At 73.8% G+C, this 16,144-nt stretch carries 15 protein-coding genes; 5 read left to right on the forward strand and 10 right to left on the reverse strand.

Annotated features, from left to right (window positions below):
* Positions 1 to 26: 26 nt before the first annotated feature.
* Entirely contained in the window at positions 27 to 1,205 is a 1,179-nt protein-coding gene (locus tag ACVCAG_RS02650) for an FAD-dependent oxidoreductase (protein WP_440081908.1), read from the reverse strand.
* 325 nt (positions 1,206 to 1,530) lie between these two features.
* Between ACVCAG_RS02650 and thiO the strand changes: the two genes are divergently transcribed.
* The 4 genes from thiO (at position 1,531) to pknB (ending at position 5,849) form a co-directional block, all read left to right on the forward strand.
* Positions 1,531 to 2,799, forward strand: coding sequence for a glycine oxidase ThiO (gene thiO / locus ACVCAG_RS02655; RefSeq protein WP_447189413.1), 1,269 nt, complete (start codon positions 1,531 to 1,533; stop codon positions 2,797 to 2,799).
* Positions 2,796 to 2,996 carry a sulfur carrier protein ThiS gene (thiS, locus tag ACVCAG_RS02660; RefSeq protein ID WP_440065172.1) on the forward strand — a complete coding sequence of 67 codons (201 nt, stop codon included), beginning with the start codon at positions 2,796 to 2,798 and terminating at the stop codon, positions 2,994 to 2,996. Before thiO ends, thiS begins: the two co-directional genes overlap by 4 nt.
* 24 nt (positions 2,997 to 3,020) lie before the next feature.
* Positions 3,021 to 3,836 carry a thiazole synthase gene (locus ACVCAG_RS02665; RefSeq protein ID WP_447189414.1) on the forward strand — a complete coding sequence of 272 codons (816 nt, stop codon included), beginning with the start codon at positions 3,021 to 3,023 and terminating at the stop codon, positions 3,834 to 3,836.
* A gap of 75 nt (positions 3,837 to 3,911) precedes the next feature.
* Positions 3,912 to 5,849, forward strand: coding sequence for a Stk1 family PASTA domain-containing Ser/Thr kinase (gene pknB, locus ACVCAG_RS02670; protein WP_447189415.1), 1,938 nt, complete (start codon positions 3,912 to 3,914; stop codon positions 5,847 to 5,849).
* A 17-nt stretch (positions 5,850 to 5,866) separates the two neighbouring features.
* Here the strand turns inward: pknB and alc are convergent, their stop codons facing one another.
* The 9 genes from alc to uraD all read right to left on the reverse strand — a co-directional run bounded on the left by alc (position 5,867) and on the right by uraD (position 14,347).
* Entirely contained in the window at positions 5,867 to 6,832 is a 966-nt protein-coding gene (gene alc, locus ACVCAG_RS02675) for an allantoicase (protein ID WP_447189416.1), read from the reverse strand.
* Positions 6,833 to 6,904: 72 nt separating this feature from the next.
* Complete coding sequence (gene allB, locus ACVCAG_RS02680) at positions 6,905 to 8,218, reverse strand: allantoinase AllB (RefSeq protein ID WP_447189417.1); 1,314 nt, start codon at positions 8,216 to 8,218, stop codon at positions 6,905 to 6,907.
* 23 nt (positions 8,219 to 8,241) lie between these two features.
* Positions 8,242 to 9,483, reverse strand: a complete 1,242-nt coding sequence (locus ACVCAG_RS02685) for a glycerate kinase (protein ID WP_440081902.1) — start codon at positions 9,481 to 9,483, stop codon at positions 8,242 to 8,244.
* Positions 9,484 to 9,690: 207 nt separating this feature from the next.
* A complete protein-coding gene (locus ACVCAG_RS02690) occupies positions 9,691 to 11,061 on the reverse strand; it encodes an 8-oxoguanine deaminase (RefSeq protein WP_440081901.1) in 1,371 nt (456 codons plus the stop codon).
* A gap of 40 nt (positions 11,062 to 11,101) precedes the next feature.
* Positions 11,102 to 11,575, reverse strand: coding sequence for a 2Fe-2S iron-sulfur cluster-binding protein (locus ACVCAG_RS02695; protein ID WP_440065180.1), 474 nt, complete (start codon positions 11,573 to 11,575; stop codon positions 11,102 to 11,104).
* Positions 11,575 to 12,450, reverse strand: coding sequence for an FAD binding domain-containing protein (locus ACVCAG_RS02700; protein ID WP_440065181.1), 876 nt, complete (start codon positions 12,448 to 12,450; stop codon positions 11,575 to 11,577). The genes ACVCAG_RS02695 and ACVCAG_RS02700 overlap by 1 nt, the downstream gene beginning before the upstream one ends.
* Positions 12,451 to 12,455: 5 nt before the next feature.
* Positions 12,456 to 13,358: a factor-independent urate hydroxylase gene (gene pucL, locus ACVCAG_RS02705; protein WP_440081899.1), complete on the reverse strand. Its 903-nt coding sequence runs from the start codon at positions 13,356 to 13,358 to the stop codon at positions 12,456 to 12,458.
* Between the two features lies 1 nt (position 13,359).
* Positions 13,360 to 13,671: a hydroxyisourate hydrolase gene (uraH, locus tag ACVCAG_RS02710; RefSeq protein WP_440081898.1), complete on the reverse strand. Its 312-nt coding sequence runs from the start codon at positions 13,669 to 13,671 to the stop codon at positions 13,360 to 13,362.
* 70 nt (positions 13,672 to 13,741) lie between these two features.
* Positions 13,742 to 14,347 (reverse strand): 2-oxo-4-hydroxy-4-carboxy-5-ureidoimidazoline decarboxylase, encoded by a 606-nt coding sequence (gene uraD / locus ACVCAG_RS02715; protein ID WP_440081897.1) that lies wholly within the window; start codon positions 14,345 to 14,347, stop codon positions 13,742 to 13,744.
* A 205-nt stretch (positions 14,348 to 14,552) separates the two neighbouring features.
* Between uraD and ACVCAG_RS02720 the strand changes: the two genes are divergently transcribed.
* Entirely contained in the window at positions 14,553 to 15,392 is an 840-nt protein-coding gene (locus ACVCAG_RS02720; RefSeq protein ID WP_440081896.1) for a deoxyribonuclease IV, read from the forward strand.
* The last annotated feature ends 752 nt before the right edge of the window (positions 15,393 to 16,144 follow it).

Genomic DNA, 16,144 nt, shown 5'->3' on the forward strand with positions numbered 1-16,144 from the left:
CCTTCGCCAAACACCTGGCGGCGAGGTTACGCCACCGTACAATCGCGCAACGCTATCGCAGGGTCGGTGAGGCGATCGACGTCGAGGCGCTGCCCGCCCTCGATGAGGCGGCGCCCCTGGACGAGGTCGCGGGGGCGGTTGACGGAGAGCACCGCGGTGAGCCGGTCGTCCCCGGTCACCCAGCAGATCGCCCACCTGGGTTTTCCCTCGGCCGCCGGGTCGCCGCGCAGGATCAGGCGGGCGCCGTCGTGGTGGCCCGCGTACTGGACCATGTGGCCGAACTGCTCGGACCAGAAGTAGGGGACCGGGTCGTAGACCGCGGCGTCGCCGACGAGGGTGGCCGCCGCGACGTCCGGGGCGCCCAGGGCGGTGTCCCAGTGCTCGACGCGGAGGCGGATGCCGTAGCGGCGCGACCACCAGGCCGCGCAGTCGCCCACCGCGACCACGTCGGGCAGCGAGGTGCGCAGGTGCTCGTCGGTGACCACGCCGTTGTCGAGCCTGATGCCGGACCCGGCCAGCCACTCGGTCGCGGGCCGCACGCCCACGCCGGTGACGACCACGTCGGCCTCGATCGCCGAGCCGTCGGCCAGGGTGAGCCCTCCGTGGTCGACGGAGGCGACCATCGTGCCCAGGCGCAGGTCGACGCCCGCCTCGGCGTACCAGGGGGCGGTGTACGCGCCGGCCTGGCCGAGCGCGGTGGCCAGCGGGGTGCCGGCGGCCTCGACGACGGTCACGGCGCAGCCGGCCCTGCGGGCGGCGGTGGCCACCTCGGCGCCGATCCAGCCCGCGCCGATGACGGCGACCCTGGTTCCCTCGCCGAGCAGTGAACGCAGCCGGAGCGCGTCGTCGATGGTGCGCACCACGTGCTGGGGGCCGTCCCCGCGCAGCCTGATCGGGCGGGCCCCGGTGGCGACGACCAGGCCGTCGTAGGCCAGCTCGCCCTCGGTGGTCTCGACCACGCCGGGGTGCAGCCCCTTGGCGGACACGCCCGCGCGGAAGTCGACCTCGAGCGCGTCAAGGTCGGAGTCGACGACCGTGGAGTCGGTCTCGCCGAGCAGCACCCCCTTGGACAGGGGCGGGCGGTCGTAGGGCCGGTGCCGTTCCTCCCCGATCAGGGTGATCCTGCCGCCGAACCCACGGGCCCGTAACGCCTCGACGCTGCGTACACCGGCCAGGCCGGCGCCAACCACCACGACATGATTCACACTTCCCGACCATAAGCGGGAACCCCGTACTCCTACCAACGGTCGTTGATAACGAAAACGGGATTTACCTCACATCTGACGCGCTAAGCGTGTTGCCCGAACCCTTAGGGTGGGGGTGAAGACGCGCGGGAGCCCGGTACGCACCGGGCTGAGAGGAGGGCTGCGGGCGGAGAAGGACCCTGCGAGCCGGTGATGTGCGAGGAGACGCGCCCTGGGGCGCGATCGGGCACGGCACCGCGAGCGAGGTCTGGACAGCGGCCGCGAGCGAGCCCTCGACCGCCACGAACCTGATCCGGGTCATGCCGGCGAAGGGAGCGGAGCACGTATGGCGGACCATTTCGATCTTCTCGTCGCCGGCGGGGGCGTGATCGGCCTGTCGGTGGCGTGGCGCGCCGCCCGCGGGGGCCTGAGGGTGGCGGTGGCCGACCCCGCACCGGCCTCCGGCGCCTCGCACGCGGCGGCGGGCATGCTCGCCCCGGTCAGCGAGGTCACCTACACCGAGGAGCCGCTGCTGCGGCTGGGCCTGGCCTCCCTGGAGCGCTGGCCCGCCTTCGCCGCCGAGCTGGCGGACGCGAGCGGGCACGATCTCGACTACCGCACCGACGGCACGCTCGACGTCGCCTTCGGCTCCGACGACCTGGCCGCGCTGGACGACCTCGCCGCCTTCACCGCCAGGCTGGGACTGCCCGCCGAGCGGCTCACCGGCCGCGAGTGCCGCCGCCTGGAGCCCATGCTGGCCCCCGCCGTCCGGGGCGGCCTACTGGCGGGCGGCGACGCCTGGGTGGACCCCAGGAGGGTCACCGCGGCGCTCCTGGCGGCCCTGGAGCGTACGGGCGGCGCCCTGGTGCGCGCCCGCGTGACCGAGCTGCTCACGTCCTCGGGAACGGTCACCGGAGTACGCCTGGCGGGTGGCGAGACCGTCGGTGCCGGCCTGGTGGTCCTCGCCACGGGAGCCTGGTCGGGCTCCCTGGAGGGAGTGCCCCCGGAGGCGCTGCCCCCGGTGCGGCCCGTCAAGGGCCAGATCATGCGGCTGCGCTCCCCCGCGCCGATCCTGCGGCGGTGCGTGCGCGGGGTCGTCCACGGCTCGCACGTCTACCTGGTGCCGCGCGGCGACGGCGAGACGGTCCTCGGCGCCACCCAGGAGGAGATGGGCTTCGACACCCGTGTCACCGCCGGGGGGCTGTGGGAGCTGCTGCGCGACGCGCGGGAGCTCGTCCCCGGGGTGACCGAGCTGGAGGTGTCGGAGGTGGCCGCGGGACTGCGCCCCGGCACCCCGGACAACCTGCCGCTGATCGGTCCCACGATCGTGCCCGGTCTCCACCTGGCCACCGGCCACCACCGGGGCGGGGTCCTGCTCGCGCCGCTCACCGCCGACCTCTGCGTGAGCGAGACGGGTGAGGTGGGCGGGGCGGGTGAGCCGGACCCGGGGCTCGCCGCGGTCTGCTCCCCCCTCCGCTTCCAGGAGCCGGCTTCCCGGGAGCGCACCCCCCGGAAGCGCGGCTCCCAGGAGCACACCCCACAGGAGCGCACCCTCCGGGAACACCCGCCGCGGGAACACCGCCTCCGGGAGCACACACCTCAGGAGTACCGATGAACGTGACCATCAACGGCGCCGCGCACGAGTTGCCCTCCGGGGCGACCGTCGCGCAGGCCGTGCGGCGGCTGACCGACGTGCGGAGCGGGGTGGCCGTCGCGGTGAACGACGAGGTCGTCTCGCGCGGCGCCTGGGAGTCCACGGCGCTCGCGGAGGCCGACCGCGTCGAGGTGCTCACCGCGGTCCAGGGAGGGTGACGGGCGATGACGAACACGGCTGACATGGCTGACACAGCTGACATGACGGATATGACGGGTATGGCCGACGAGCTGATCATCGGCGGCGAGAAGTTCTCCTCTCGCCTGATCATGGGCACCGGGGGCGCCCCCTCCCTGGAGATCCTCGACCAGGCGCTCGCCGCCTCGGGGACCGAGCTGACCACGGTCGCGATGCGGCGGCTCGACCCGGCCGCGCGGGGCTCGGTGCTCGATGTGCTGCGCCGGCGCGACATCAAGGTGCTGCCGAACACCGCGGGTTGCTTCACCGCCGGTGAGGCCGTGCTGACCGCCAGGCTGGCCAGGGAGGCGCTGGAGACGAACTGGGTCAAGCTGGAGGTCATCGCCGACGAGCGCACCCTGCTGCCCGACCCCATCGAGACCTTCGACGCGGCGGAGCGGCTGGTCGCCGACGGGTTCACGGTGCTGCCCTACATCGGCGACGACCCCGTGCTGGCGCGCAGGCTGGAGCAGGCGGGCTGCGCGGCGGTGATGCCGCTGGGCGCGCCGATCGGCTCGGGGCTGGGCATCCGCAACCCGCACAACATCGAGCTGATCGTGGAGTTCGCGAGCGTGCCGGTGATTCTGGACGCCGGGATCGGCACGGCCAGCGACGCGGCGCTCGCCATGGAGCTGGGCTGCGACGCGGTCCTGCTGGCCACGGCGGTCACCCGGGCACAGCGACCGGACCTGATGGCCCGGGCGATGCGCTCGGCCGTCTCCGCGGGCCGGGCGGCCCGTATGGCCGGGCGGATACCCCGGCGTCGCTACGCGGAAGCCTCCTCTCCCTCGATCGACAGCACGCCGGTGGTTCATCGATAGAAAACCACCACGTCTCGGCATCGGTTTGGGATTCGGGGATCCTGTCGGCGCCAAATCGCCCGTAAACTCGGCCACGTGGACACGACGCTTACGGACCCCCTGGTCGGGAAACTCCTCGACGGGCGTTACCGCGTTGAGTCCCGGATCGCCCGGGGCGGAATGGCGACCGTCTATCTGGCCCTGGACGTCCGGCTCGACCGCACGGTCGCCGTCAAGGTGATGCACCGCTCGCTCGCCGAGGACCCCGCCTTCGTGCGGCGCTTCATCGGCGAGGCCAAGTCGGTGGCCAGCCTGTCGCACCCCAACGTGGTGCACGTGTTCGACCAGGGCACGGACGGCGACAACGTCTACCTCTCCATGGAGTACGTGCCGGGGCGGACCCTGCGCGACGTGCTCCGCGCCCGGGGCAGGCTGCCCGCCCGCGAGGCGCTGGAAGTCATGATCCCCGTCCTCGCCGCGCTGGGCGCCGCCCACCAGTCCGGCCTGATCCACCGGGACGTCAAGCCGGAGAACGTGCTGCTCGCCGACGACGGCCGGGTCAAGGTCGTCGACTTCGGCCTGGCCCGCGCGATCGAGGCGAGCAACCAGACGCGCACGGGTGTCATGATCGGCACCATCGGCTACATGTCGCCCGAGCAGGTGACCTCCGGGGGCGCCGACGCCCGCAGCGACGTCTACGCGGCCGGCATCATGCTGTTCGAGCTCCTGACCGGCCGCCAGCCGTACGAGGGCGAGACCCCGATGTCGGTGGCCTACCGGCACGTGCACGACACGGTGCCCGTGCCCTCGGCGCTGCTGCCAGGCTCCTCCCCGCTGCTCGACACGCTGGTGGCCAGGGCGACGGCCCGCGACCCCGCCAACCGCCCGGCGGACGCCACCGCGCTGCTGGTCGCCGCCGTCGAGGCGCACCGGATGCTGCCCAGGGAGAGCGGCCCGGTGCCGTCGGTCCCCGTCGGCCCGCCGCACGGCCACGAGATGGTGGCGCCCGCGCCTCCTGCCCCGGCCAACCACACGCTGATCCAGCCCCGCGCCGACCTGCTCACCGGCCCGGCCGGCGACCGCCCCGAGGCCGCCCCCAGGGCGCGCAGGGGGTCGGGGGCCCGCTGGTTCCTGATCGGGCTGGCCGTGGTCATGGTGGTCGCGGTGGGGGTGACCGGCTGGCTGTTCTCGCAGAACACCTCCATCGTGGTGCCCGCCACCCTGGTGGGCAAGAACGTCACGGCCGCCACCGGCGAGGCCAAGCGGAGCGGCTTCACGGTCGAGACGGGCAAGGCCGAGCACGACGAGAAGGTTCCCAAGGGGATCGTGCTGCGCACCGAGCCCGCGGCGGGCACCGAGGTCGAGCCGAACAGCAAGCTGATCCTCATCGCCTCGGCCGGCCCCAAGCGGGTGGCGGTGCCCAACGTGGTGGGGATGACCGAACCGCAGGCCAGGAGCAAGCTGGCGGAGTCCTCCCTCCTCGTCGACGACGTCAGGAAGCAGGCCAGCGAGACCGTGCCGCGCGGCCAGGTGATGCGGACCATCCCCGCGGTGGGAAACCCGGTCAAGGAGAACAGCAAGCTCGACCTGGTCGTGAGCGCGGGCCTGGTCATGCCGGACATCAGGGGCATGCCCCGCGACCAGGCCGACGCGGTGCTGCGCGGGGCCGGGTTCGTTCCCGAGTTCGTCGAGCAGACCGACTCCGCCCAGCCGTGCACCGTCATCGCCCAAGACCCGCTGCCCAGGGCCGAGGTCGACAGGGGCGCCGTGGTCCGGCTGACCCTGTCGCAGTGCGGCGGCGACTGGCGCTGGCCCTGGGAGCGCGAGGGCGAGCCCCCGCCCGGCGACGACCAGAAGATCGTGGTGATCCCGAACATCGTGTTCAAGGACTACCGGGCGGCGAGAGACGAGCTGCGCGCCGCGGGGGTCACGGTGAAGCTGAGGCGCACCCTGGGCAAGGGCAGGGTGCTGGCCCAGGTTCCGGCGGGCGGCCAGGCGGTCCCGCCCGGCACCGAGGTCACCATCTGGTACTGACCCCGCACCGGCGCGGGTCAGCCCTCGGTGAGGAAGCCGTGCAGGCGGATCCGGGCCAGGCCGCCGTCGGGATGGATGTCGACCCTGGCGTACGTGGCCGCGGGCGCGTCCCGGATGCGGAAGCGGTGCCGGGTGTCGGGCAGCAGGCGGGTCCTGGGCAGCAGCGGGAACCAGGTGGTGCCGTCCGCGCTGCCCGTGACGGAGACCTCGGCGGGGGCGTTGAACACCAGGTTGGTGGTGTCGATCTCGGCGAGGCCGACGACGCCGGGGCCCGCCAGGCGGATCACCAGCCAGTCGTTGCCGTCGTCGCGGCGGCGGGCGGTCTCCCAGCCCTCGGCCTGGTGGCGGGCGAGGCCGGGTGAGATGGCGTTGTTGGGCGAGGAGTAGAACTCGTCGGAGCACGCGGTGACGAGCGCGCCGTTCTCCAGGGCGGCCAGGTCCAGGCCGAGTCCCTCGTACAGGGACAGGTCGGGTCTGACCTCGCCGTGCACCCGCAGGCGGGCGATGCCCCCGTCGGGGAACATGTTCAGCCGCACGTGCGTGTAGCGGCGCTCACCGGGCACCGCGAAGAGGTGCTCGGCGTCCCCCTTCAGGTCGCTCCTGGGAACGATCTCCGTCCAGCCGGCCGTCTCCAGCTCGGCGACCGTGGGGTAGCCCTCGACCTCGGCGGCCTCGACGGAGGCGTACGGCGGGTAGTTGCCCTTGAACCAGGCGGTGTCGATCACGACGCCCCTGATCACCCCGGGCATGCCGAGCCTGACCAGGGCCCAGTCGTGGCCGGGCTCGCGGCGCCTGCGGGTCTCCCAGCCGTCGTAGACCTGGCCCTTGGCCCCGAAGGTGTGCGGCATGAAGCCGGGGCGGCCCGGCCTGATGAGGCTCTCCTTCTCGGCGAAGGACTCGTCGTTGGCCGCGATGACCGAGCCGCCGAGGGTGCGCAGGGCGAGATCGGGCAGTGCGGTGAATCCGGTCGTGAACTCGGTCAAGGAGAGAACCTTTCTCGCGGGGAGCCGGCCCGGCCACCGGGGTCGTTCCACGGCCCTTCAGGTCCGACGGCCCTACAGGAGGGCGCCCCGGGGTTCCCTACCCACGGCCCGGCCGCGCAGCCACGTCGTGCGCACCTCCCCCACCAGCGTCCTGCCGTGGTAGGGCGTGACCGGGTTCCTGTGGTGCAGGGCGGAGACGTCCACGGTGTGGACGGCGTCGGGGTCGAACGCGACCAGGTCGGCGTCCGCGCCCACCGCGATCGCGCCCTTGCCGCGCAGCCCGGCCAGCTCGGCCGGGTTTCCCGCCATCCAGCGCACGACGTCGCCCAGGTCGTGCCCGCGCCGTACCGCCTCGGTCCAGACGGCGGTCAGGCCGAGCTGGAGGGAGGAGATCCCGCCCCAGGCGGCGGCGAAGTCGGGCACCTTCAGGTCGGGGGTGGACGGCGAGTGGTCGGAGACGACGCAGCCGAGCACCCCGTCGGCGAGCCCGCGCCAGAGCTCGTCGCGGTTGGCCGAGGAGCGGATCGGCGGGCAGCACTTGAACTGGGTGGCGCCCTCGGGCACCTCCTCGGCCATCAGCGTGAGGTAGTGCGGGCAGGTCTCCGCGGTGAGCCGCACCCCCTCCCGCCGGGCCTTCGCCAGCGGTTCCAGGCACAATGCGGACGACACGTGCAGGATGTGCGCCCGCACCCCGGTCTCCCCCGCCAGCGCGGCGACCCGTTCGACGGCGCGGCGCTCGGCCTCTCCCGGCCGGGAGTCGAGGAACTCCGGGTATCCCGGCCCCTCGGGGTCGGCGAGCAGCGCGGGGTCCTCGGCATGGACGACCAGCAGGCCGTCGAAGGAGGCGATCTCCACCATGGCGGCCCGCAGGCCGTCCGCGTCCAGCGGCGGGAACTCGTCCACGCCCGACGGGGACAGGAAGCACTTGAACCCGCGCACACCCGCCTCGTGCAGCGCCCGCAGGTCCCCGACGTTGCCGGGGACCGCCCCGCCCCAGAAGGCGACGTCCACCGCGCACTGCCCGTCCGCGGCCCTCCGCTTCACGGCCAGGGCGTCCGCGTTCACGGTCGGCGGCAGCGAGTTGAGCGGCATGTCCACGATCGTGGTCACCCCGCCCGCCGCGGCCGCCCGGGTGGCGGAGGCGAAACCCTCCCAGTGGGTGCGGCCGGGCTCGTTGACGTGCACGTGGGTGTCGACCAGGCCGGGCAGCAGCGCGACGTCGCCGAGGTCGACCCGCTCGACGGCGTCCGGCCCGGCGTCGTGGGCGTGCACCCCGACGATCCTCCCGTCCCGTACGGCGACCGCCGCCGGCCCCTCTCCCCCGGGCAGCACGACCCTGCGGGACCGGATGACCAGATCCGGTACGTCCTCAGCCCCTGCGCTCATCCGCTCTCCGTCCTCGCCGCCTGTCAAAGGTGCCTTTCCGCGACCCTGCGGGCGAGCCGCTCCAGCAACGGGCCCGCCTGGGACATGCACACGGCCGGGTCGGGCTCGATGTCGGTGAGCGCGTAGGCGGCCGTGATGCCCGCCGCGTTCAGCTCCTCGTCGCCGAGGCTGCGGCGCCCGCAGACCGCGACGACCGGGACCCCCGCCTTGGCCGCGGCGCTCGCCACCCCGGCGGGTGCCTTGCCGCGCAGCGTCTGCTCGTCGAGCGAGCCCTCACCGGTGACGACGAGGCGCGCGCCCTCGAGCCGGTCGCGGAAGCCGAGCAGTTCCAGGAGATAGTCGATGCCCGGGCGGAAGTCGGCGGCCAGGAAGGCCAGCGCGGCGAAGCCCACTCCTCCCGCGGCGCCCGCGCCCGGCTGCCCGGCCACGCCCATCGAGCGGACGACGCCGTCGTGCTCGATGGCCCCGACCAGGCCGTGGGTGTGCGCGGCGACGGCGGCGAGCCGGGCGAGAGCCCGGTCGAGCAGCCGCACGTCGTCGGGGCTCGCGCCCTTCTGCGGCCCGTACACGGCGGCGGCGCCGTGCGGGCCGAGCAGCGGGTTGTCCACGTCGCCCGCGACCACGAACTCGACCCCGTCAACGGCGATGAGTCCGGAGGTGTCGATTCTCGCCAGGTCGCGGAGGGCCGCTCCCCCGAAGGGGAGTTCCCGCCCCTCGGCGTCCAGGAAGCGGACGCCGAGCGCCCGCATCATGCCCGTGCCGCCGTCGGTGCAGGCACTGCCGCCGAGGCCGAGCACGACCCGCCGGGCCCCGCGCCGTACGGCGTGGGCGATCAGCTCGCCGGTGCCGTGGCTGGTCGCGGTGAGCGGGGCCAGCTCGACGCCCTCGTGCGCGGGGGATCCCGCCGGGGCGGCGGGCCCGGAGGCGACCGGCAGCCGCCGCAGGCCGGACGCCTCGGCCAGCTCGACGACCGCCGTCGGCACGTCCCCTCCCGAAGAGGCGTCCCCCGGTGAGGAGGCGTCGCGCCAGGCGTAGGAGGCGAGGACCGGTACGCCGACGGGACCGGTGACCTCGGTCTCGACGCGGGTGAAACCGCAGGCCACGACGGCGTCCACGGTGCCGTCACCGCCGTCGGCCACCGGCAGCGCGACCGTGGCGACGCCGGGCCCGAGACCCGCCGCGACCCGCGCGGCGACCTCGGCACCGGTCAGCGAACCCTTGAACTTGTCCGGGGCGATCACGACGTGTCCCGACGACTCAGACAACCCTGCTCCCTGGTGACGGATGGGGGGCACGCGTCCCCGGCCGGTACGAGCGGACGGGAGGCGGATGCCGGACCCCGGTGAGACGGAGCACCATCTTGACATCCGCCCCCGGACACCCCGGACGCCCGGCCCCTCCCCCCGGACGCCCCGGACGCTCCGGACGCCCGGTCCTGCCCGGCGACGCCTCCGGGCCACCCGCGGGGAAGGTCACGGGATCCCGAAGCCCTGCTCCGCCGCCAGGCGCATGAGGCGGCGGTGCGCCTCGCCTCCCGCGCGGCCGAGCTCGTCCTGGGCGACGGTACGCAGCTCGTCGTCCTCGACGACGGTCCGTCCGCCGACCAGCAGCCGGGCCAGCGGGGGCTGCCGGGTGCCGAAGACCAGGGCGCAGACCGGGTCGGCGACCGCGGAGGCGAAGGCCCCGGTGCGCCAGAGGGCGATGTCCGCGAGCTTCCCGGGCTCCAGGGAGCCGAGCTCCTCCTGCCGGCCCAGGTTCCTCGCCCCGCCGAGGGTGGCGATCTCCAGGGCCTGGCGGGCGGTGAGCGCGGTGGGCCCGTACCTGGCCCGCTGGAACAGCAGGGCCTGCCGCATCTCGCCGGAGAGGGAGGTCAGCTCGGCGGAGGCGCTGCCGTCCACCCCCAGGCCGACGTTCGCGCCCCGGTGGAGCATCTCGGAGACGCGGGCGATCCCGGCGCCGAGACGGCCGTTGGAACTGGGGCAGTGCGCCGAACCGGTACCGGTCTGGGCGAAGACGTCGATGTCGCCGTCACTCAGGTGGACGGCGTGGGCGAACCACACGTCCGGGCCGAGCCAGCCGAGTTTCTCCATGTAGTCGACCGGGCGCTGCCCGACCTGCCGCAGGCAGTGCTCCTCCTCGTCGAGGGTCTCGGCGAGGTGGGTGTGCAGGCGCACGCCCTTGGACCTGGCCAGCGCGGCGGCCTCGGTCATCAGGTCGGCGCTGACGGAGAACGGCGAGCAGGGGGCGACCGCGACGCGGAGCATGGAGGAGAAGGACGGGTCGTGGTAGGTGTCGACGGCCTCGGCCGTGGCGTCGAGGATCTCGTCGAGCCGCTCGACCACGACGTCCGGCGGCAGGCCGCCCTGCGACCTCCCCCGGTCCATCGAGCCCCGGGCGGGGTGGAAGCGCAGGCCGACCTCCCTCGCCGCCTCGATCTCCGCGGCGAACAGGTCCCCGCGCCCGGAGGGGAAGATGTAGTGGTGGTCGCTGGAGGTGGTGCAGCCGGACAGCGCCAGATGGCCCAGCCCCGCGCCCGCCGCGCCCCTGACGACCTCGGCGTCCATCGCGGCCCACACCTGGTAGAGCGCCGTCAGCCACTCGAACAGGGTGGCGTCCTGGGCGAGCCCCTGGGAGGCCCACTGGTAGAGGTGGTGGTGGGTGTTGACCAGGCCGGGGGTGGCCAGGCAGCCGGTGCCGTCGATCCTGGCCGCTCCCGGGACGTCCGGCGCCGGGCCGGCGCCCACGGCCGCGATCCTGTCGCCCTCGACGTGGATGTGCCCCGAGGGGATCTCCGGGCCCGCGACCGGGGCGATGTGGACGTTCTCGATCAGGATGGAGCTCACCGGGTCGCCTTCCCGTGGACGTTCTCGATCAGGATGGGACTCACGAGGCCTCCGCCTTCCGCGCCGCGGCGAGGCGTACGGCGTCGAGGATCTTCTCGTAGCCGGTGCACCGGCACAGGTTGCCCGCCAGGGCCTCGCGGATCTCCGCGTCGGACGGCTGCCCGACCCGTTCGATCAGGTCGTGGGCCTGGACGAGGAGGCCGGGGGTGCAGAAGCCGCACTGGACGGCGCCGCACTCGACGAAGGCCTCCTGGATCGGGTCGAGCCGGTCGCCGTCGGCGAGCCCCTCGACGGTGCGGACCTGACGCCCCTCGGCCTGCCCGGCCGCGACCAGGCACGCGCAGACGGGGATCCCGTCGAGGTAGACCGTGCAGGAGCCGCACTCGCCCTGCTCGCACGCGTTCTTGGAACCCGGCAGGCCGACCCGCTCGCGCAGGACGTACAGGAGGCTCTCGCCCTCCCAGACGTCGTCGGCGGTCTCCGTGCGGCCGTTGACGGTGAAGGTGACGCGCATCAGCCGGCCCTCCTCTCGAAGTGTCCGGAGCGGAACTCGTTCCACGCCCAGGTGAGGGTGCGCCGCGCCATCACCGCGATGGCGTGGCGCCGGTAGTCGGCGGTGCCGCGCACGTCGTCGATCGGCGAGGCGGCCTCGGCGGCCAGCTCCCCGAAACGGCCGAGCACCGCGGGGTCGAGCCGCGCCTCCCAGTCGAGTTCGGCGGCGAGGAACTCCTCGGCGGCGACGGCGCGGCGGGGGGTCGGGGCGGCCGAGCCGATGCCGGTGCCGACCCGGCGCTCGCCGGGGCGCAGCGCGATCGCGAACGAGCAGACCGCGATCACCATGGCGTTGCGGGTGCCGACCTTGGAGAAGTACTGGGGGCCGCTCGCGGGGCTCATCCAGAACGCCCGGATCAGCTCGTCGGCCTCCAGCGCGCTGCGCTTGACCCCGAGGTAGAAGCCGTCGGCCGGGATCATCCGCACGCCCCTGGCCGCGGACTCGACCTCGACGACCGCGTCCCCGGCCAGCAGCGGCGGGTGGCCGTCCCCGGCGGGCGAGGCCGCGCCGAGGTTGCCTCCCACGGTGCCCCGGTTGCGGATCTGCGGCGAGCCGACCGTGCGGGAGGCCTGGGCCAGGCCGGGCAGCCGGTCGCCCAGCTCGGCGATCAGCCGGGCGTACGTCACGCCCGCGCCGACCCTGAGCCTGCCGTCCGGCTCCTCGCTCCACTCCGCGAGCTCGGCGACCCGGTTCAGGTCGAGCAGCGCGCCGGGCCGCCGCACGTCGAAGTTGAGCTCGACCATCATGTCGGTACCGCCCTGGATGGGCACCGCGTCGGGCCGGTCGGCCCTGGCGGCGAGTGCCTCCGCCCACGTGGCGGGTCGCAGGAAGTCCATCGTCGTCATTCCCAGCTGAAGCGGGCGTCGGGGGCGTCGTCGCGGAGCACACTGCCCTCGATCAGCCCGTAGGGACGGTCGGCCGCGTAGAACACCTCGTTGGGGTTGTCCAGCCCGAACGGGGTGAGGTCGACCAGGAAGTGGTGCTTGTTCGGCATCGCCAGGCGCACCTCGCAGACCTCCTCGCGGGCGTTCAGGACCCGCTCGCCCATCGCGTAGAGCGTCTGCTGCAGCGACAGGCTGTAGGTCTCGGCGAACGCCCCGAGCAGGTGGCGGCGCACCTCGTCGTACGACTCCCCGTACGCCGCCGGCGAGGGTGCCGGGCCGGGCAGGTGCCGCCAGCGGGCCGAGACGGCGGTGGCCAGGACGCGGTCCTTGGTGGGCGGGAGGGTGGTGTACTCGTCCTCGATGAAGCCGGAGAACTCCGAGTCGGTCGAGTTGAGCACCACCAGGTCCCTCAGCCCGGAGACCACGGTGGTGGTGCCGTCCCGGTCGTGGTGGACGGCGCAGGTGCGCGTCTCCCGGCCGGAGCGGACGAAGGAGTGCCGCCCGCGCTCCCCGGCGGCGTCCTCGGACACCGGGATGCGGTCCCAGAAGTGTTCCTCGATCTCCACGCGGGCGTGGTGGACGGTGGGCTGCGACTCCACGTAGTGGCGGGCCAGCAGGACCGCGAAGTCCTCGATCTCCGCCACGCCGTACTTCCTGGCGAAGGCGTACACGGTGTTCTTCTGCGTGTCGGTCGGCAGGACCGCGGCGTTGTCGCCGGTGAGGTGGACCGCCTCCATGTCCCCGGACAGCGCCGAGCCGACGGTGACGTCCTTGACGTGGTGGACGCCGCCGTCCCTGACGACGCGGACCAGGCGGGTCTCCGCCTTGCCGTAGCGGTTGGGGCCGAGAACGACGGGCATGCTAGCTCCCTCGATACGTCGAGTAGGCGAACGGGCTGAGCAGCAGGGGCACGTGGTGGTGCTCCCGCGGGTCCGCCACCGTGAAGTCGATCGAGACCCGGGGGTAGAAGGCCTCCACCGCGCGGGCGGCGAAGTAGCCGCCGGTCTCGAAGACCAGGCGGTGGTCGCCTTCCCCGCAGGTCCATCCCGCGATCCGCCCGTCGGCGTCGGTGACGCCCTCGGCGAGCACCTCGCCGGCCCTTTCCAGGCGTACGGCGACCCCCGCCGCGGGCCTGCCCAGGGCGGCGTCCAGCACGTGGGTGGACAGGCTCATGCGGGACCCTTCCCTGGCGCGCGGTCTTCGAGGGGTACGGAGGCCGTGACGGCTCCCGGAGGCGCGGGGCTCATGTGGCGGCTCCCAGGAGCTTCGCCAGCCGCAGCCGGGTGATCTTCGCGAGTTCGGCCCTGACGACCTCCCGCTCGGTGTCCTCGTCGTTGCCGAGCCGCTCCGTGAGACGGGCCAGCATCTCCCCGGCCGACAGGCCGGTGGCGCAGATCAGGTAGACGTGGCCGAACCGCCGCTCGTAGGCGCGGTTTCCCTCCGCCAGCCGGTCGAGGACCTCCCGCCCGGCCGTGTCGACCCCCGCCTGCTCCCCCCGCGACCAGGACGCCTCCGTTTCCGAGCGCCTTTCCACGCGTTCTCCCGATTGGCCGGGCGGCTCGGAACCGGCCGCCGGACCACCCTCCCGGGGCGGCTCGCCGATCCGGGGGTGGGCGGCCAGCGCCTCGCGGACGCCGGACCAGTCCAGCCCCCGCACGGCGGCCTCCGCCGCCTCGGCCAGCCGGTCGAGGTCGCGGTAGGGGCGCAGCGCGGCCACCTCCCGGGCGAAGGCCCGGCAGGCGCAGCAGGCCAGCAGCCCGGCCTCGGCCTCCTCGGCGCCCAGCGCGTTGAACGCGGCCAGCCCCGGGACCGGCGGCGCGGAGTTCGGCGCGGAGTCCACGTTACGCATGTGAGCAGTACACACACCGCCGGTGTGCGCGGTCCAGCGCCAAGAACCGCAAAGTGAGCCATGATTTGCCCCAGATTTTCGTAACATGCTCCAAACTCGCTGAAGGACGGGTGCCGGCAGGCGACAGCGGGTGAGGCCGGGCGATAAGGAACACCGATCGCCGGGACAGGCCGACCGCCCGGGTGGCGCCTAAAATGGGTTCACTATGACTTCACTCTCCCCTATCGGCGGGCACGTCTCCGTCACCGGCGGTCTCGCCAAGGGCGGGCTGCGGTACGCCGCGGACATCGGCGCCGAGATGATCCAGGTGTTCGTCAGCAACCCCCGGGGCTGGGCGCTCGCCGCGGGCGACCCCGCCCAGGACGCCAAGCTGCGCGAGTCGGGCATGCTGTCCTTCGTGCACGCCTCCTACCTCGTCAACGTGGGGTCTCCCAGCCCCGAGACGCTGGAGAAGTCGGTGGCCACCGTGCGGCACAACCTGCTGCGCGGCCACGCGATCGGCGCGAAGGGAGTGGTCATCCACACGGGGTCGGCGGTGAGCCAGACCCGTGACGCCGCCCTGCGCCAGCTGCACGAGCACCTCCTGCCGCTCCTGGAGGAGATCCCCGACGACGGGCCCGACCTGCTGCTGGAGTCGATGGCCGGGCAGGGCGGGGTGCTCTGCGCGACCGTCCAGGACCTGGAGCCCTACCTGGAGGCCCTCGACTGGCACCCGAAGGCGGGCATCTGCTTCGACACCTGCCACGTCTTCTCCGCCGGGCACGACCTGTCGACCTCCGAGGGCGTCAAGGAGACCCTGGACGCCCTGCACGCGATCGCCCCGGGGCGGCTCAAGCTGGTCCACGCCAACGACTCCAAGGACCCGTGCGCCTCCAGAAGGGACCGGCACGAGAACATCGGCGCCGGCCGCATCGGCGCCGCCCCCTTCGCCGAGATGATGCGCCACCCCGCGGTGGCGGGGGTGCCGTTCTGCATCGAGACGCCGGGCGGTGCCGAGAAGCACCGCGAGGACATCGACGTGCTCAAGAAGCTGCGCGACACCTGATCCGGCGACCGGCCGCCCGCCGGTGACCACCGGCGGGAAGGGCCCGCCTCCCCGGAGTCCGCGAGGTCGGACGGGACGCCCGTCCTCGTGATCCGACCGCCCCCGTGTGGCCGGATCACGGTCCGGCCCGCTGGCTGGCGCGGGCGTCCCGTCATATCGGAGATCGGCGGCCCCTCCCCTTCCGGCCAAGGACCCGGCGGCCGAGTGACCGGATGTCGCCGGCTCTCGACGGTCACCCGATGTCCGCGCGTCAGGTCTTGTGCGAGCCTTCCGGCTCTGTCCCCCCTGACGTGGCGGGTCTCGCTCTCCGATGAGGGAACACTAGAGGCGCGTCCAGACGAGTGAGCGGCGCTTTCCCCCCAGCGCGATTAACGGTTCGTAGTTGTCGATGTACGGAGAGTACCGGAACGACGAACGGCCGCCGGCGGACGACGAACGGTCGATCGGGGGCTTCTGCGGCCCGTGGGACCACCGGTACGGGGAACCGGGGGTGGGGCGCGCGGAACGCGTGCCGGCGAGCGGGGTCGGGGACCGGGAGCCCGGCGACGGCAGGCAGGCGTCCCGGGCGAGGGTGCCCGCGGCGAGCGCGGGACGCCGTCCGGGCCACGGCCGGGGCGGCGATCGGAGACACGGCCGGCGGTCCGGCCGCCCGGGAGTGGGCGTGCCGGGGTCCACCCGGGCGTGAATCGCCACACGGGGGCGTGGGAGCGCGAGGCAGGCCCTGGGCGAAGACGTGGTCGCACGGCGGCCGT

The organism is Streptosporangium sp. G12, from assembly GCF_052983175.1.